Raw genomic sequence first — 18,526 nt, 5'->3', positions numbered from 1 at the left:
CGAGGTCACCGTGGTGGACCTGGAGGTCGTCGAGCGGCTGATCGTGCAGGACCCGGCCGTGACGCCCGAGGATGCCGTCGTGGCCACCATCGCCGCCGGCTCGTGGCCGACCCGCATCTACCTGACTCCGGATCAGCACCAGGCCCAGGTGCTCAACCTGCTGGACCGCAGCATCACCTACATCGATCTGGCGACCAACCAGGCGGTAGAGACGCGGCCGGCGACGCTGCCGCACGAACGGGTAGCACGGGAGATCGAGCGGGTCCGAGCCGCCGGCGTCCGCGCTCGCGTCGTATATGCCATACCTGACATGAAGGAATCCCTGGGCGCCACAGCGGCTGGAAGCGCGATGACGGTTTAGCAGCACGATACTGCGTAGTGCGTATTTCGTATTGCGTAATATCTACGGAATACGCACTACGCAATACGGAATACGCAATCCCTAGAAGGATGCACCCATGACACAAACCCAACCAACCAGCCACCTCTCGCTTACGGGCCACGTGACCCTCACCCTGCTCGACCGCTCCGGTCAGGTGATCGCTCGGCAGGTGGTCCACAACCGCATCGTGGCCGGCGGGCAGCGTCTCCTGGCCGACCTGCTGTTGGGACGCTCCACCCAGGCGCTGGCGACGGTGGCCGTGGGCAGCGGCGACGCGGCTCCCACGGCGGAGGACACGGCGCTGGCCGCCGAGGTGTATCGCAAGGCCATCGCCGAGGCCGACAAGCAGGTCGTCGAGGGGGACGAAGGGAGCCTGACCGTGCGGGTCGTCGTGACCCTGGATACGAACGAGCCGCCCGAGGGGGACGTGACATTACGCGAGATCGGGCTGTTCGATGCCGCCGATGTGCTGTTCAGCCGGGCGTTGCTGCCCACACCTGTGATGAAGACACACGATTTCGCTCTGCAAGTGCGTTGGGATATTCAGATCGGAGGGGATCAAGATGGCGATTGAGAAGCCGAACCTTAAGGAAGCTCAGCCGGGCGCGCCCATCACCGCGGACGATTGGAACGCAATGATCCGGGCGCTAAAAGAGCTGCGGGCGACCCTGCAGGACCTGCGCACGCGCACGCCGGCCGGCATCCTGGTGACCGTGCGGGACCGCGATACCCAGACCATCCTGCCGCCGGAGGCCATCCACGCCGTGTACGCCGTCTCCGTGGAGACGAACACCCTCATGCAACCTGGCCAGCGGGCCTCGGGCGGCGACCAGGCCTATCTGATCCCCATTGACACGCCGGGCGAGTACGAGGTCACGGTGGAGCCCACGCCCCAGAGCGGATACCAGATACAGACCCAGCGCGTGACCGTCAGCGACGACATCGCCCTGGTCGAATTCCTGCTCTGGGAGCAGCCGCGCGCTCCCGAGGTGCCCATGGTCTTCGGCAAGACGCTGCGAGAGGCGCGCGCCATCCTGGAGGCCGCGGGGGTCCCCGTGCAGCGCATGCTGGACGCCCACGGCCAGGAGATCGACCCGGAGACATGGGAGGCGGACTACGGCAACCGCCTGGTGGTGAGCACGGAGCCGGGCGCGGGCATGACCATCGCCGGCGGAGAGGCGGTGGACATCCTGGTCGCCGGACGGGTGGAGCCCACCGAGCGGAAGCCGGTGCTGGTCGGACAGATCCCGGTGGCCCGGCCGACGCGGCTGGCCCTCAGCCCCGACGGAAGCCTGCTGTACGTGCTCAGCCAGGGCGCCGCCAGCGGCGGCAGCACTGGCATCACCGTCATCGACACCCGCCGTCGTCGCGTCATCACCACCATCGATACCGGGAGCACGCCGTTGCTTAACATCGTCTTCCACCCGTCCCAAGCGCGGGCCTACGCGTCCGTGATCCTGCCGGAATTCACCATGGTGAGCAAGATCGGTAGCGCGGTGGAGTGGAGGCCCGTAGAGACCGGGATCATCGACTGGTCCGGCGTCACCATCGGCCGCTCCAGCGTCGAGGGCGGGAGGGACGCCAGCATCGAGCTGGACTCCGGTTCGCTCATGGAGAGCACCAGCCCGGGCATTGGAGGGACGACGGGGTTCTATGAGCTGGCCTCTCCGATCAGCAGCGGCGCTTTTAGCGAGATCATCGCCGAGGAGGCGAGCGTCGGGTTCGCCTCGGGCGTGGCCGGGCTGGCGGCGGCCAAGCTGGCGGGCGCGCTGGGAAGAGGCGTGCAGGCTCGTGGGAATCAGGGCGCCGTCGCGATCATTGACACCGCCCGGCATCGCGCCATCCCGGGCGCGCTCATCGCCACGGCCGTCTGCTACGGCCTGGACATCACGGCCGACGGGAGGTTCCTCTACGGCACCGCGCCCACCCAGGGCCGGGCCATACGCATCGACCTGGCGAAGAACGCGACGACGAAGGTCCTCTCGAGGGGGGCCCCGGTCTTCGTCGATGTCGTAGGCACCGACGCCTACATCACGGACGTCTCCCGTCACCTCTTGCTCCACATCCCCGCCGACGGCGATATCCGTAGCTTCCAGGCGGGCACCAGCCCGCAGGAGCTGGCGGTCAGCCCCGATGGACGCTTCGCCTACGTCATCAACTTCAACCTGCAGACCGGGAGCCTGGTGCGCGTGGACCTGAGGGGCGATCCCAAGGCCGAGCCGAAGACGATCCCCGGCGTCGCGCCTCGGGTGGCTACCCAGGACGGCTTCCTGCTCTCGGGCATCGCCATCACGTCCGATGGCGTTCGGGTATGCGTGGCCATCGATGAGGGCCTGGCTGTCGTGCACGCGGGCACCCTGGCCGTGCAGACGGTTCAATTGGGAGGTGCGCCGGCCGGGGTCGTCGTGGAGCCGCGTCGCCCGGATGGATCCGGCGGGAAATACGCCTACGTGGCGAATTTCGCCGATAACGTCGTGCAGATCATCGACCTGACGGGCGAGGACGAGCCGTTCGTGCGGACCACCTTCACCGGCGCGGTGTTCGCCGACCGTCTGGCGGAGCTGATGACGGTGCCCGGCATCAACGAGCACCTGGCGGAACGCCTGGTATTGAGCGGCGTGGCCTCCGTCAACGAGCTGGCCAGCGCGGACGCCACGCTGGTCGCCAGCGCGCTGGGGGTCAATGCGACCCAAGCCACGGTGCTGATCAGCCGGGCCGGCCGGCTGGCCCTGAGATAAAGGACGTGCTTATGTCCACACAACCACCGGATCTGACGGCTTACCGGGCACAACCCGATGCCCCCATCACCGCGGTGGCGTGGAACGCGCTGCGCGCCGCCATCCTGGGCGCGTACGAGCGCGCGGACGAGCTCGCCACCCGGCCGGGGTATATCACCGTCGTCGTGCGCGTGCGCGCCACCGACGCGCTGGTGCCGGAGACGCGGATCGCCCGCGTGACAGTCCGGCCCGCGGACGCGCCGGACGGGGAGCTGCCCGTGGTCCGCCTGGGCGCGCGATACTTCATCGGCCCCGCGGACCCGGGCGACTATCGCGTCACCATCACGCCCACGGAGGCCAGCGGGTTCGCCCCTCAGACTCGGGAGGTGACGGTGCGTTCCGGCCGCCCCACCGAGATCACGATCTACCTGGCGCCGCCGACGCCCGGCAAGGTGCGGGTGCCCGACCTGTTCGGACGCCCGTTGCAGGAGGCGCTGAACCATCTGGAGGCCGCGGAGTTGCGCCCCGGCCGCGTGGTGGACTCCCACGGCCGAGCGGTGACCGTCACCGACACGGGGCGACTGGGCGGCGGGTTCCTGGCTCCCGACCCCGCCCAGGCCGCCGCGCCCGTCATCGCCACGGAGCCGGGCGAGGACATGGAGGTGAGCCAGGGCGGGACGGTACATCTGCTCGTCGCCGCCGGGCGTGCTGTCCCACCCGAGGAGCGGATCACCCTCGATCTCAACCTGCCCGATCCCATTGAGACCCTGGACCCGCTGCGGGCGCGCACGTCTTCGGAGCGCATCCTGGCCGGGCTGCTCTTCCAGGGGCTGACGGAGCGCTCTCCCGAAGACGGCGGGATCACCCCCAGCCTGGCTGCGGAATGGGAAGTGGACGAGGCCGGCGCGGTGTGGACGTTCACCCTGCGCCCGGATATTCACTGGGCGCGATGGGATCGGACGGCGGGCGTGGTCGCCGAGGCGCCCATCACGGCCGTGGACGCGGCCTTCACGCTCGGCCGGGCCGTCGAGGCGATGGGCGACGACCTGAGCGAGCGCTTCGGGATCTCCCTGGCCGGGATGAACACCGAAGCCCTCGACGACCAGACGTTGCGCGTGGCGTTCAGCGAGCCCGTGGAGGCGGAGCAGATCCTGGCCCTGCTCGCCCACCCGGCGACCTTCCCGGTGCCCAGGGAGCGGGTCGAGGAGGCCGGAGAGGAATGGGGCCAACCGGACGCTCTCCTGACCAGCGGCCCTTACGTGCTGACGGCCATGGACTCGTCGCAGGTGATCCTGGCCCGAAACACCCTATGGCACGCGGCCGACTCGATCCAGATCGAGCAGGTCCGCTTCCTGCGCATCGCCGACCCGGAGCTGGCCATCAAGACGTATCTGGCCGGCGAGCTGGACTGCGTGCTCGTGCCCGAATCGCTGCAGGCGGAGGTGAGCGACCACCCTGACTTCCACGAGGCCCCATCGGGTGTATTCTGGCTCATCCGGCCCTGGCTGACTCGCACTTACCCGGCCACGGCGGACGACCCGCCACTGTCATCGATCCATACATGGCGCCTGGATTGGAACGCGAAGAAAGGACGTGGAGCGTGAAGCGTAGAGCGTAGAGCGAATTTTCGCTCCATGTCCCACGCTCCACGCTAGATGCTCCACGCCAACGAGGAGTGGCCCATGGCTAACCGCCGTTCAGAACTCGACCGCTTTCGCGTCGTCCGATACGACCCGATCATGCCCGAGGGGTGGAACGCGTTGCGGGCGGCGATCCTGCAGCTCTACGACGACGTCGCCGCCCTGGCCGAGCGCGTGCCCAACAGCCTGTTCGTCCTCGTCCGGGACGCGGTGACGGGCGATATCGTGCCCGCGACGTGGATCGAGGCGGTTTCGGCCGCGCCCGTGGACCATCCGGAGGCACTTCTACCGCCGGGTGTGCGCGTCGGCGACTATTACCTGATCGCCAACCCGGAGCCCGGCCGGTATTCGGTGACGGTGGAGCCGCGCCCCACGACCGGCTACCTGGAGGCGTCGGCCGAGGTCACCATCGCTGAGGGCACCCCGGCCACCGTGGAGATCGCTCTGGCGCGTGCGACCGACCGCCGGGAGATCCCCAGTCTGTTCGGCGCCTCGTTCGCCGCCGCCTTGGATCGCCTGGCGGCGCTCGGCCTGACCATCGGCCGGGTCATGGAGGCCCACGGGCACGTATTGGATCCCGAGGATTGGCCCCGCTTTCCGGATCAGCCGGTGATCTCCACCGAGCCAGGTGTGGGCGTCGTCGTGCCGGTCGGACACGCGGTGGACATCCTGCTGGCCGCCATCTCCTTCCCGCGCTTCCCGGACCTGGCCGGCCTCTCGCCTGACGAGGCCCGGGAGGCGATCCGGCGCTTCGCCGAGGACCACGCGCTGACCGTGGAGGACGTGGAGATCACGGAGGAGGAGCGGGCCGAGGGCGTCGGCACGGTGGTCGCCCAGGAGCCGACGGCGGGGGCCGAGATCTCCTCAGGGACGATCCGCGTGCGGCTGGTGGTCGCCATCCCGCAACGCGTGGCCGTGCCCGATTTGACCGGCATGACCCGGGAAGAGGCGGAAGCCGCGCTGACGGCCGCCGGATTGACCTTAGATCCGACCATCGAGGAACTGGAGACGGATACTCTGGCCGATCACGACCGGGTGGCGAGACAGTCGCCTGAGCCGGGGGAGCGTGTGCCCCCGGGGACGGCGATCCGCATCACTGTGTGGAAGTTCCCCCATGTCGTCGTCCCCGACCTGGCGGGCATGACGCTGGAGGGAGCCGCGGAAGCGCTTCGGGCCGTGGGCCTGGAGCCGGACCCGGACGTCGGCGAGCGAGCCACAGACGAGGCGGCCAATGATGGCCGCGTCGCCGCCCAGGAGCCGGCCGCGGGGACAGAGGTCCCGCGGGGAAGTGTGGTCCGCATCGTCGTCTGGCAATTGCGCCGCGTGGCCGTGCCCAACCTGATCGGCATGACGCGAGGAGAGGCGGAAGCCGCGCTGACAGCCGCCGGGCTGACGCTCGCCCCAGACGTGGAGGAACGCCCAACAGACGCCGCCTCCGACGATGGCCGCGTCGCCGCCCAGGAGCCCGCGGCCGGGACCGAGGTCCCTCGCGGGACGTCCGTGCGCATCGCCCTGTGGCGCCTGGCCCGGGTAACCGTGCCCGACGTGGTGGAGCGCACGGAATCAGACGCTCGGGCGATGCTCGCCGAGGCGGGGTTGCGCGTGCGCGTCGAGACCCGCCGGGTGACCGATCCGGCCCTAGCGAACCTCGTCCTGGAGCAGAGCCCCGCCGCCGGGGCCGAGGTGGCCCCCAACACGGTCGTCACCCTGGTGGTCGCCGCCGTCGCCCGGATGCCGGAGCTGCGCTGCATGTCCCGGGAGAAAGCGGAGGACCGCCTGCGCGAGTTCGTGGCCCGATTCGACATCCGTTGGGACGAGCGCATCCGCCTCCGGCGGCATCCCAGCCCGCGCGACCCCGACACGGTGATCCGGCAACGGCCGGCCCAGGGGACGCCCATCGGGGAGGAGCTGGAAGGCGTCCTGCTCATGATCCGCCGGCCGCCCTTCCCGGACCTGCGCTGCCTCCACATCGAGGAGGACCAAGTCGAGGAGCGATTGAAGGAGTGGGCGGACCGGAATCAGGTGGAACTGAGGGATCTGAGCATCGAGCCCTCGCCGAGCGATCGCCCTCCGGGCACGATCCTGGCGCAGAAGCCCGCGGCCCTCTCCGCGACCTATTCGCCGGAAGGGGTCGCCGTCGCCCTCGTTGTCGCCACCGAGCGCGCCGAGCCGCTGCGTGGGCTTCCGGAGCTCATCTGTCTGGATCAGAGGGAGGCGGAGGAGATCCTGCAGAAGTTCGCCGAGGAGTTCCAGGTCGAGCTCCGAGTGGCGATCCGGGGCGCCTCCAGCGAGCGGCCCGAGGGCATCGTGCTCGGCCAGTCGCCGGCCCCCGGCACCGAGATCCCGAACGGAGCGACCGTCACGCTGATGGTGGCCCGCCCGTCCTTGCCCGACGTGATCTGTCTGGACCGAGACGAGGCGCGAGCCCTCATGGAGGAGGCGACGGAGGGACGGATCCTCCGCTGGAGCGAGACGTCGCAGTCGTCTCCTATCCCCGAGGGTACCGTCATCGACCAGGCCCCGTTGCCGGGCGCCCCCCTGCCTGAGGTCGAGCGGGCGATCCGGGTGCGGGTTGCCATCTCGACCGGCAGCCGGGATATCGCCGAGGTCCCAGACTTGGAGGCGGTGAGCGGAATCGGCCCCGCGCGGGCGAAGAGGCTCCGCGCCGCCGGCATTCGGGACGCGGCCGCGCTGGCTCACGCCTCCGTCGAGGAGATCGCTCGAGCACTGACCGTGAGCGAGTCCTTCGCCCAGGTCCTGATCGAACGGGCACAGGCGCTCCTGCGGGAGACCGGAATCACGTAAGCAAGCGTCCAGCATGCCGGCCCCTCATCGCAGGGGAGCAAGGCCGTGCACCCGATGAGCATCCATTCAAGACCATCATTCTTGTGCAGAGAAACCCGCCATTGTTCACACAGTGGCAAGGAGAAAAACCCATGCCAAAGAAAGCCCCCCAAGTCTTCGGCGCCATCCTGTCCCTGGCCGTGCTGATCATCTATGCCGTCCTGCTGGGAGCCGGGATCTACAACGCGTTCGTGAACCCCAACGTCGCCTATACCGACAACTCCTTGCTGGCCGCCAACCTGGTGACGGGGCTGGTAGGCAGTGTGGTCGCCGTGGGTCTGGCGTTGAAGCCGCCCTCCGGAGATAGGAGCGGCAACCAGTTGCGGCGGAATGTGACGGCCTTGAGCCGTGTGGTCGCCCCTCAGCGGGCCTCTCTGCCCGTGCAGGAGATCGTCGGCTGGGCCTACCTGGTCGTATGGCTCGTCATCGGCCTGGTGGCCTTCCTGGTCGCCGTGATGCGCGCCCAGGTGCCGGAGCTCGTCTTCAACACCGGATGGACCTGGCTGGGCACCGCGGTCGCCGCGGCGTATTCCTACTTCGGCATCGAGCAGCCGTAGGCCACCCTCTTAAGAGGTGGGTATAGGGGCGGGTCTGAGACCCGCCCCTACAGGAGAACCGTGACATGTGAAGAGAAGGAGCGCGCGCCCAGATCCAAAACAAAGGAGCATGAACGTTATGCCTGATGTGTTTGATGAGCTAAAGGAGGTCGCTCCCAACGAGACCATCACGGCCGAGGCGTGGAACGCCCTGATCGATGCCATCCAGGCGCTGTATCAGGAGATGGCCGCGCTGGAGTCGGAGAGGCCGGGATGGATCGTCGTGACCGTGCGCGCCGAGGACGGCGAGGAGCCCGGACGGGAACTGACGGGCGGGGAGATCAGCGCGGTCGCGGCCAGCGCCGCCGCCGACGTGGAGCAGACGTACTTCGGACGCCGGGTGCGCGGACGATACGTCATCTCCCATCTGCCGCCGGGGCTGTACGATGTGCGCGTCACCCCCACCATTGCCAGCGGGTTCTCCGCGACGGTCAGGCGCGGGGTGCGGGTCCAGCCGGGCGGCGCCGCCGTGGTCGATGTGGTGGTCCCCCGGGCTGAGGAGGCCGGCGCCCTGCCGCGCGTCCCGGATCTGTTCAACAGAGGGCTACAGGACGCGCTGGATCTGCTGGCCGGGCGTGGGCTGACGTTGGGCCAGGTGCTCGACGCTCACGGCCAGGCGGTCCCCATCACGACCAGCACGGACGAGGCCACAGGCGCCGTTCGCTACACGGCCCCGCCCGAGTACGCGGAACGCCCGGTCATCAGCAGCGAGCCGGGCGAGGGCGTGGAGGTCCCCTCCGGGGAGACGGTGAACTTGCTCGTCTCGGCCAGCTAAGCAGGAGAGGTGACGCACGCGTCGCCCTACACAAGAATATGCTTGAAAAGCACACCACGAAGCCACTAAGACACCAAGAAGAGCATTAATTTCAAGGCCGCTTCTTAACACTCACCCGTAAGCTTCCCATAGCGCACTTTTGCCTTCCCTATCTTAGGGTCTTAGTGCCTTAGTGGTTTTTCTAAGGCAAGCTAATAGGAGTCAAGAGATGGCGATCGCTCAATCGCAGGAGGCCGTCGCGCAGAGCACTCAGGTGATGGGCGCACCTACGCGTGGCCTCGCGGCCGCGTGGAGCGGGGATGCCGCCGTTCAGATGTTCATGGAGATGGCCGTCATCGCCGCCGTCCCCGCTGTCGCCTCGGTGGGAGCCTCGCGGGCCTCTTTCCCGCTGCTCCCGGCCGCGGTACCCGGCCTGGCCGGGCTGCCCAAGAACAGCATCATCACCGCGACGCCCTTTACCGTGCGCGGTCTCCCGTTTGGGAATCGCCCCCTGGCCGATTATATATCGCTCTGGGGAGCCACCGTATCTCCGGCCAGCAACGACGAGAAGGTCTACATCATCGACTTTCACGGGCTGCGCAATGTACGGAACGTGTCGGTCACGGGCGGCGGCGCGCTCAAGATCCGCCCCTGGGAGGGGCTTCGCTTCGCGGAGGAGCACATCACACTCGGCGCGGGCCAGACCCTGAACCTGCTCACGCAGAAGATCGAGGTCACGCTGTCCAACGCGCTGAGCCAGGCGGATTTCGAGGCGAAGACCCGGATCGATTGCCAGAGCTACCCCTCCAACGTGCGGTTCGTCATCGCCCAGAGCGTCCCGGAGAAGGATCAAGACGACAACTTCATCGTGCCCAAGACCCGAGAGGGCGGCAAGCTGCTCCCTCTGTCGTCGATCCCCTTCGCCCAGGCCACGGGGAAGGAGCCCATCCTGTGGACGTACAACGGCGACCTGGCCGGCGAGGTTACGCTGCCCGACTTCAGCCGGGAGCTGAACGAGTTCCTGGAGTCATCTCCGGCTCAGGAAGGGCTCTGCTTCCCGCATCTCGTCGCTTATTCGGACACCCCCGGCTTCCTGGAGATCGTGGAGACGGGCGGAAGCCCCTCCATATCGCTGAACTACGTGAATACCATCGAGTTCACCGGCGAGGACCCCCTGTCCACCTCGGTGGCGTTTCGACGCCACGGCGATGAGCAGACCGTGACGTTGACGCTGTTCCGGCGCGGCCAGCAGGGGAAATTCGTCACGCCCGCGGGCGTCGATGACGCCGCGCCCCACGTGCGCGTTCAGAAGGTGCAATTCGAGCTTAGCGGCACCATGGACGATGATCGGCTGGACCCCGACGCGCGGTGGGCGCAACAGGCGACGCTCGCCCGGGCTCGCGTCTCCGGCATCTTCAGCCTGGCTCAACCGGTCACGCCGCAGGCCGACCGCCGCGTGGCCGGAATCGACCTCTATCTCTCGGTCGACGCGAGTGCCGATCTGATCCTGGAACTGCAAGGGGACGCCTCCGGAGCCCCCGACGGCCACGCGCTGGCCACCGCCTCCATCGATGGCTCCGACGTGACACAGGAGCCCGGCTGGGTCTCCGCCCGCTTCGACGAGCCGGTGGACGTCGAAGGGAAACAAACGCTGTGGATCGTGCTGAAGGCGCGGGCCGGCGAGGCCGACTGGCTGGCCGACGTCGCCTCGGGGCCCGCCCAGCCGCTCCGCTACAGCCGGGACGGGGCGTTCTGGACAACCCACGAGCCGCCGATGACAGGCTTACACAAGCTGAAGATCGTGCCTCCTCCGGCCGAGCGCCCGGCCGCGCTGTCTGCGAACCTGCTGACCCGCCAGGGCATCGCACTGTCCCCCGGCGAGAACCCGCAGACCGTGGTGGTGCTGTTCGATCAGCCTGGCGCTGAGCTGAACGGGAGCGAGATCGAGCTGACGCTGACGCCGGAGGCGGCAGGGGAGATCACCCTGGCCTCCGTGGTAGTGGAATACGTGCCGGTGGCGGCCAGCTCATAACGGATGGGCCCGTTGCCGCCGCCCCACTGCCGGATCCAGGCCCAACAAAGCGTGCCCTCCCCGGCTCCCATCTCCGGCCTTGAAAAATCCCCGGCAACACGCCTCCGTATCATTGACATCCACCATGCTCCATGGTAGACTACTCGTGAAGAATCACACGCAATTTAGCAAGGAGTGCTGAGGGTGGCCTCCTGCAGCGGGCTGACGCAGGCCCTTTTGGCCATCAATGGACCGGCAAGGCAGGGACCTTTCATCGCCGGCTGAGCCGCCCAGGTCAGGGCACTCCGTTATCCCTCCCCCAATGCCATACATCGCTGCACACATCATTTCAAGCTTCTGCCCTTACCACGTCTGGCTACGGGCCAGGAAGACCCGAGGTTCACCGGCCGTGTTTCCTCGCCTTGCCCCGCCTGGACTCGGTTTTCTTTCACTTTACAGGCAGCGATACGATACGCCATTCACGGACAAGACCAGGGAGGTTAAACCATGGAGCAAACAGTCCCCCAGGAGCTCCGAGAGCCATTAGATCGCAAGACGCGAATGAAGATACCCCATCAGCCGGTGCCGATGCAGCCGCCGGAGGAGCGTATTCATAATTTCGACGAGGTCAGCCTCGGGTACGACGAGCAGACGGCCATGATCGAGGCGATGCGCTGCCTGAGGTGTCCCAACCCCAAGTGCAGCCTGGCATGTCCCGTGCACAACCAGATCCCCAAAGCCATGGAGCTGATCGCCCAGGGCGACTTCCTGGCCGCGGCCGAAGTCTACGAGGAGACCAGCAACCTACCCCAAATCTGCGGGCGGGTGTGCCCTCAGGAACGGCTGTGCGAAGGCGCCTGTGTGGTCGGGAAGCGCGGGCACCCGGTAGGGCTGGGGAAGCTGGAAGCCTTCGTCTCCGACTATAAGCGGCGGCACGACTCCCGCTCCTTCACGGTAGCCCCTCGCACGGGCAAGCGGGTGGCCGTGATCGGGGCCGGGCCCGCCGGACTGAGCGTGGCCGACGAGCTGGTGAAACGGGGGCACGACGTGGTCGTGTTCGAGAAATGGCCCTATCCAGGCGGGCTTTTGGTCTACGGCATCCCCCGCTTCAAGCTGCCTCTGGAGGTGGTGAAGGCGAAGATCGAGGAGCTGGAGCGGAAGGGGGTGGAGTTCCGCTGCAACACGTGCGTGGGCAGGGATATCCCCTTCGAGGAGATCAAGGACGACTTCGACGCCGTCTTCATCGGCGTGGGGGCGAACTACCCCGCCCCGCTCAAAGCTCCCGGCACCGACCTCAAGGGGATCTACAACCCGAACGATTGGCTTGCCCGAGCGCACGTGCCGCCGGAGATGCTGCCGGAGGAGATGAGGACGCCGCTCGAGGTCGGCAAGCGAGTGGCCGTCATCGGCGGCGGGGATACGGCCATGGACTGTGCGCGCACAGCTCTACGCCTGGGCTGTGAGACCGCCACCGTCTACTACCGCCGCACCGAGGCTGAGATGCCCGGCAACAAGCGGGAGCGCGTCCTGGCCGCGGAGGAGGGCGTGCGTTTCGAGTACCTGGTGGCGCCCGTGCGCTTCCTCGGCGACGATCAAGGGCACGTCCGGGCCATGGAGCTGATCCGGATGCGGCTGGGTGAGCCAGACGAATCCGGCCGCCGGCGCCCCATCCCCATCGAGGGATCGGAATTCACCGTGCCCATCGACACCGTGATCCTGGCCCTGGGGTACTGGCCCGACTCCATGTGGGAGAAGATCGGCAAGAAGCTGGGATTGAAGACCCATAACTGGGGGCTCCTGAGCGTCGATCCGGAGACGGGGGCGACCTCTCTCCCCGGCGTCTTCGCCGGCGGGGATGCCGTCAACGGGCCAGACCTCGTGGTGACCGCGATGGCCGCCGCCCGCCGGGCAGCGATCGCCATCGACCAGTATCTGGAGCAGTCGACGATCTCCCAGACCTCGGCCGAGCAGCAGCCCGCCTGACGGAATCCCCACGAAGCCGCCCATGGCGGCCTCGTAGCCCTCATACGGCCAGGCCGTTCGGCAACCAGCCGTTCATTTGAGCAACACAGACGCCGGAGGGGCTTCCCTCCGGCGTTTTCCTTGTCCGCACACATTCGGTCGGCGCGATGGACTACGCGCTCTCCTCCGGCTTGAACTTCACCAGGATGGTCCACGTGCCACGCTGCACCACCTCATCCCGCTGATTGAGGATGGCCACCTTGAAGGTCACATAGCCGCCCCCCAGCCGGCGCATGGGCCGGGTCTCCTGCACGGTGGCCCGCACGCGAATGGTATCGCCGATGCGGATCGGGGCGCGGAACTGCCATTCGCCGATCTTCATAAAGGCGATGACGGTGTCCTCCATGAACCCCAAACGCACGGCCAAACCGGAGGCCACGGCAAGCCCCAACAGGCCGTGGGCGATGCGCTCGCCAAACGGCGTGGAGCATGCATATTCGGCGTCCGTATGGATCTGATTCCAATCCCCACTGAGGGCAGCGAAAGCCACGATATCGGCCTCCGTGATGGTACGGCCGACGCTGGTCACCTCATCACCGACGGTGAACTCCTCAAAGTACAGCCCCCGCCGTGGGGCCAGGCGAGATACTTCGCTCATATTCCACCCCTTTCGCACAATGAATGGATGACTCGATCACGCCGTGATGACCTCGCCAGAACGGCGGACGGGAAAGAGCTCCCTACGCTTGCAGATATTCCCGGATCAACTTCATGAAGCGATCCAGAGCGATCTCCGTGTCCGGCAGCTCGGGATGCCAGGTCTTCTCCCATTCCAGACACCAACTGCCCTGGTAACCGTTCGCGATGAGCAGCCGTACGATCTCCCGGATGGGCACATCCCCCTCGCCGGGCAGGCATAGCTCGTGGCCGCCCGCGCCGCGCTCAGGGCGCAAATGCCCGTCCTTGAGATGAACATGCCACACCCACCCGCGCAGATGCTGATAGGTCCGCTCGGGGGGCTCGCCGAAGCGGAAGGGATGCATCACATCCCATAACGCCCCCACGGCCGGATGGTCCGTCCGACGGAGGATATCGGCGGTCACAGCTCCCAGGGCGAAGGCGTCGTGGGTCTCCAAAACGATCCTCACCCCGGCCTGAGCCGCGTACTCCCCAGCCTGCCGCAGCGCGTCCGCCATGGCATCGAACAGAGCCTCTCGATCCACGTCCTCCGGATACTGCCCGCCATAGGTGCGGATCAGGGGCGCGCCGATATCGGCCGCCAGATCCACGTACCGCCTCATGGTGTCCACCTGCTCCTGCAGCACCTCCGGATCCGTCTGAGCGAATCGGGTGTAGGCGGTGATCCCCACGATCTGCAGGCCCGCATCCTCAAAGCGATGCCGCACATCCCGACGCTCAATCGGCGTAAACTCCGGCGAGATATGCTCACGATCGGCCCCCCGTAGCTCGACACCATCGTACCCGTACTTTTGGGCGGCGCGAATCACCTCTTGAAGGGTCCAGCCCGGGCAAGCCAACGTGCTGAAACTGATGGACATGTTCTCCCTCCACGATCCTTGAAACGAGAGCTTCGTCCGCCGGATTATAGCAAGCGCCCGTGGATCGGCCAAGACCACAACAAAGGGCCGGGAGATGGTACCCCCCGGCCCTTATCCGATCGCGAATCGTTACTCCCAGGCGCTCAAATCATCGAGCGCCCGCTTCTCCTCCTCATCGAGCCTCACCCCCACGGCCCCCAGGATCTCGTTCAGCTGCTCCACCGAGTTCGCGCCGATGATGGGCGAGGTGATGACGGGATCGGACAGCAACCAGGCCAGCGCCATCTGGGTCACGCTCTTCCCATGCTCCTTCCCCAACGACTCCAACTTCTCGATGACGGCGAAATTCCGGTCGGAGAAGTAGCGCTCCTTGATCCCCTGGGCGCGCGGCGTATCCGGAAGCGGCTGCCCCTTGCGATACTTGCCGGTCAGGAAGCCACCGGCCAAGGGCGAATACGGGATCACGCCGATCCCGTACGTCCGGCACACATCCCGCAGCTCCCGCTCGAACTCGGCGCGATGAACCAGATTGTAGTGAGGCTGCAGGGAATCGTAACGAGCCAGCCCCCACTTATCGCTCGTCCACAGCGCCTCCATCAGCCGCCAGGCCGGATAATTGGAGCAGCCCACGTAGCGGACCTTGCCCTGGTGCACCAGATCGTCCAGGGCACGCAGGGTCTCGTCGATGGGCGTGTCCGGATCGAACCAATGGGTCTGATACAGGTCGATGTAATCCGTCTGGAGGCGTCGCAGGGAGTCCTCCACAGCCTTCATGATGTGCTGACGGCTCAGCCCCTCGCCGTTGGGTCCCTCCCACATCCGGCCGCGCACCTTCGTGGCCAGGACGATCTCATGTCGATTCCCACGCGCCTTCATCCACTCACCGATGATCTTCTCCGAGACGCCGCCCGGGTTCCCCTCCACCCAGCGGGAGTAGACATCGGCGGTGTCCAGGAAGTTCCCCCCCGCCTCTACGAACGCGTCCATGATCTGGAACGCCTGCTCCTTCGTGGCCGTCCACCCCCATTGCATGGTGCCCAGGCACAGCTCGGAAACCTTTAATCCCGTTCGTCCTAACCTGCGGTACTCCATGATCCCTCCTTACCCAGTCCTACTCGTCAGCGCTTACGCCGCACCTCTCCGATCCGCACACACCGTCTCAACGGCCCCACTGGAGGCCGTCTCGATCCGCTTCATCATCAGTCGGCCCCCCGCCCTGGCGGCGGAGGGCCGACCGGTTTCCTCTCATCCCATCACGCGCTCACATCCGCACGCATGACGAGGCTCACGTGCGGTAGTGCGCATTGATGTCGACATATCCATGGCTGAGGTCACAGGTCCACACCGTGGCGTGCCCATCCCCCAGCCCAAGCTCCACCCGAATATCGATCTCCGATTGGGCGAACCGCGCGGCCGCCTCCTCTTCCTCATACGCCGTCGGCTGTCCCTGATCCACGATCTGCAGCCAATCCAGCCCCGCCTTCTGGGAAGCGATGAAAAGCCCCGCTCGCGAGGGGTCCACCTCCGCGCCGGAGTATCCGACCGCGCACAGGATGCGCCCCCAGTTGGCATCCCCGCCGTACAAGGCCGTCTTCACCAACGGAGAGTTCGCGATGGCCTTGGCCACTCGGCGGGCATCCGCGTCGTCGGCCGCCCCGTTCACCGTGATGGCCACGAATTTCGTCGCGCCCTCGCCATCCCGGGCGATCTGCTGAGCCAGATCCACGCACACGGCCCTCAGCGCCTCCTCAAACGCGGCGAACTCCGGAGAGGAGGTCTCATGGATCGGATCGTTGCCCGCCAGCCCGTTGGCCAGGACGACCACCGTATCGTTGGTGCTGGTGTCCCCATCCACCGTCACCGCGTTGAAGCTCACGTCCACGGCACGGCGCAACGCGACATCCAGCGCATCGGCGGTGATGGCCGCATCCGTGCACACCAAGGCCAGCATGGTCGCCATGTTCGGGTGGATCATCCCCGCGCCCTTGCACATGCCCGCCACGGTCACCGTGGCCCCTTTGATCTCGGCGGTCACGCCGGCGGTCTTGGGTCGGGTGTCCGTGGTCATGATGGCTCGGGCCGCATCTTGCCCACCGGATCGACGCAGCTCGGGCACCGCGTCCTGGATGCCGCGCTGCACCTTGTCCATGGGCAACTGAGTGCCGATCACGCCCGTGGACATCACCAGGCAGCTGTGCGCCTCCAGGCCCAGGGCACGCTCCGCCATCTCCGCCATGCGCCGGGCATTGGCCATGCCCTCCGTGCCCGTGCAGGCGTTGGCACAGCCGCTGTTGATCACCACCGCCTGGATCCCCGATGGGTTGAACCCGATGACGGTGCGATCGTACAGGACAGGCGCGGCCGCGAAGCGGTTTTGCGTGAAGACGGCCGCCGCCGTGCAGGGCACCTCCGACACCACCAAGGCCAGATCCAGATCAGGAGGGGGTTTGATCCCGGCCGCCACGCCGGCGGCCAGGAACCCGGGAACAGAGGTCACGGACGGCGTATCGATCGGCTGCATATCCCTCTCCCGCGAGATCAGTCGCGCTTGAACTGGCTGTAGTCCGGCGCCCGCCACGCGCTGCGGCCGGTTCCCTCGATATCCACCAGCGCTCGCACCTTCATCGGCAGCCCGAACAGCTTGATGAACCCCTCGGCGTCCTTCTGGTTGTAGACGTCGTCCTCCCCGAAGGTGGCGTAATCCTCCCGATAGAGGCTCATCGGCGCCTTGCGGCCCACCAGGATCACATTGCCCTTATACAGCTTCAACCGCGCCGTGCCGGTTACGTTCTGCTGTGTGACCCGCACGAAGGCGTCCAACGCCTCCCGCAGCGGCGTGAACCACTGGCCGTTGTAGACCAAGTCCGCGTACTTGAGCGCGACCTGCTGCTTGTAGTGCAGGGTATCCCGATCCAGACAGAGCTGCTCCAGCGCCTGGTGGGCCTCCACCAGGATCGTGCCGCCGGGCGTCTCATACACGCCGTGGGACTTGATCCCCACCAGCCGGTTCTCCACCAGATCCACGCGGCCGATCCCATGCTTGGCTCCCAGCTCGTTGAGCGTCGTCACGATCTCGATCGGCCCCATCGCGACGCCGTTGATGTGGGTGGGCACCCCTCGCTGGAACTCGATGGTGACGTACTCAGGCTCATCAGGAGCCTCCTCCGGCGACGTCGTGAGCTGGTACATCTCCTCCTCCGGCTCCTGCCACGGGTCCTCCAGCATTCCCCCCTCATGGCTCAGGTGCCAGATGTTCCAATCACGCGAGTAGATGGACCGCTCGGTCGCCGTCACCGGCACGTTGTGCTTGGCCGCGTACTCCAGGGCGTCCTCCCGGCTGCGGATATCCCACTCCCGCCAGGGAGCGATCACCTGCAGTCGCGGGTTCAACGCCTGATAGGTCAGCTCAAAGCGCACCTGGTCGTTGCCCTTTCCGGTGCATCCGTGGGCCACCGCGTCGGCCCCCTCCAACTCGGCGATCTCCACCTGGCGCTTGGCGATGAGCGGACGCGCCATCGAGGTGCCCAGCAGGTATTTCCGCTCGTAGACGGCGCCCGCCTGGATGGTCGGGAACACGTAATCGGTCAGGAACTCCAGGCGGAGGTCCTCCACGTAACACTTGCTGGCGCCGGAAGCGATGGCCTTCTCCTCCACCCCCGACAGGTCCTCTCCCTGGCCGATATTCGCGCAGAAGCAGATGACCTCGCAATCGTAGTTCTCACGCAACCAGGGGACGATGACCGAGGTATCCAGCCCTCCAGAGTAAGCGAGGACCACCTTTTTGACTTTCTTCTTCTCATCAGACATGGGGACACTCCCTCCAGCTTCCGAAATTTGCAAAGGAAATCTTCAAGATCAATGGGCGAACAAGAAGATCGAACGAGACTGGCATATCCGCCCTTCGTCTACGCTACCACCGGATGCGAACACGGATCCCCCTGCCCACAACCAGGCGTTCCTGAAGGTCACCACCCGCGAGGAAACGAAGGTATGGGATGAGGAGATCGCGCTGACAGATCACAGGGTATCCAGATCAGAACTGGGGATGATATCTTGGCGGG

At 66.7% G+C, this 18,526-nt stretch carries 14 protein-coding genes; 9 read left to right on the top strand and 5 right to left on the bottom strand.

What is annotated here, in order from left to right; all coding sequences use genetic code 11:
- The 9 genes from GXP39_00615 to gltA form a co-directional block, all read left to right on the top strand.
- A partial coding sequence (locus tag GXP39_00615) for a hypothetical protein (GenBank protein NOZ26539.1) occupies nucleotides 1–361 on the top strand: 361 nt, incomplete at its 5' end.
- 97 nt (nucleotides 362–458) lie between these two features.
- Nucleotides 459–956: a hypothetical protein gene (locus tag GXP39_00610; GenBank protein ID NOZ26538.1), complete on the top strand. Its 498-nt coding sequence runs from the start codon at nucleotides 459–461 to the stop codon at nucleotides 954–956.
- Nucleotides 946–3,120: a PASTA domain-containing protein gene (locus tag GXP39_00605; GenBank protein NOZ26537.1), complete on the top strand. Its 2,175-nt coding sequence runs from the start codon at nucleotides 946–948 to the stop codon at nucleotides 3,118–3,120. The genes GXP39_00610 and GXP39_00605 overlap by 11 nt, the downstream gene beginning before the upstream one ends.
- Before the next feature lie 11 nt (nucleotides 3,121–3,131).
- A complete protein-coding gene (locus GXP39_00600; protein ID NOZ26536.1) occupies nucleotides 3,132–4,703 on the top strand; it encodes a hypothetical protein in 1,572 nt (523 codons plus the stop codon).
- 78 nt (nucleotides 4,704–4,781) lie between these two features.
- A complete protein-coding gene (locus GXP39_00595) occupies nucleotides 4,782–7,544 on the top strand; it encodes a PASTA domain-containing protein (GenBank protein ID NOZ26535.1) in 2,763 nt (920 codons plus the stop codon).
- A gap of 131 nt (nucleotides 7,545–7,675) precedes the next feature.
- A complete protein-coding gene (locus GXP39_00590; protein ID NOZ26534.1) occupies nucleotides 7,676–8,140 on the top strand; it encodes a hypothetical protein in 465 nt (154 codons plus the stop codon).
- Nucleotides 8,141–8,258: 118 nt separating this feature from the next.
- Entirely contained in the window at nucleotides 8,259–8,954 is a 696-nt protein-coding gene (locus tag GXP39_00585) for a hypothetical protein (GenBank protein NOZ26533.1), read from the top strand.
- A 208-nt stretch (nucleotides 8,955–9,162) separates the two neighbouring features.
- On the top strand, nucleotides 9,163–10,965 hold the full coding sequence (locus tag GXP39_00580; protein NOZ26532.1) for a hypothetical protein: 1,803 nt from the start codon (nucleotides 9,163–9,165) through the stop codon (nucleotides 10,963–10,965).
- Between the two features lie 486 nt (nucleotides 10,966–11,451).
- Nucleotides 11,452–12,927, top strand: a complete 1,476-nt coding sequence (gltA, locus tag GXP39_00575; GenBank protein ID NOZ26531.1) for an NADPH-dependent glutamate synthase — start codon at nucleotides 11,452–11,454, stop codon at nucleotides 12,925–12,927.
- Nucleotides 12,928–13,078: 151 nt separating this feature from the next.
- Here gltA and GXP39_00570 read toward each other — a convergent pair whose 3' ends face one another.
- The 5 genes from GXP39_00570 to GXP39_00550 all read right to left on the bottom strand — a co-directional run bounded on the left by GXP39_00570 (nucleotide 13,079) and on the right by GXP39_00550 (nucleotide 18,272).
- A complete protein-coding gene (locus GXP39_00570; GenBank protein ID NOZ26530.1) occupies nucleotides 13,079–13,528 on the bottom strand; it encodes a dehydratase in 450 nt (149 codons plus the stop codon).
- Between the two features lie 118 nt (nucleotides 13,529–13,646).
- Nucleotides 13,647–14,465: a sugar phosphate isomerase/epimerase gene (locus GXP39_00565; protein NOZ26529.1), complete on the bottom strand. Its 819-nt coding sequence runs from the start codon at nucleotides 14,463–14,465 to the stop codon at nucleotides 13,647–13,649.
- Between the two features lie 129 nt (nucleotides 14,466–14,594).
- On the bottom strand, nucleotides 14,595–15,557 hold the full coding sequence (locus GXP39_00560) for an aldo/keto reductase (protein NOZ26528.1): 963 nt from the start codon (nucleotides 15,555–15,557) through the stop codon (nucleotides 14,595–14,597).
- A 193-nt stretch (nucleotides 15,558–15,750) separates the two neighbouring features.
- Nucleotides 15,751–16,986, bottom strand: coding sequence for a bifunctional glutamate N-acetyltransferase/amino-acid acetyltransferase ArgJ (gene argJ, locus GXP39_00555; protein NOZ26527.1), 1,236 nt, complete (start codon nucleotides 16,984–16,986; stop codon nucleotides 15,751–15,753).
- A 17-nt stretch (nucleotides 16,987–17,003) separates the two neighbouring features.
- Entirely contained in the window at nucleotides 17,004–18,272 is a 1,269-nt protein-coding gene (locus GXP39_00550) for an argininosuccinate synthase (protein NOZ26526.1), read from the bottom strand.
- Between the last annotated feature and the right edge of the window lie 254 nt (nucleotides 18,273–18,526).

This window comes from Chloroflexota bacterium, from assembly GCA_013152435.1.
GTDB lineage: Bacteria > Chloroflexota > Anaerolineae > DUEN01 > DUEN01 > DUEN01.
Note: the sequence above shows the minus strand (reverse complement) of the source record. Positions and strands in the feature narration are given on the sequence as shown.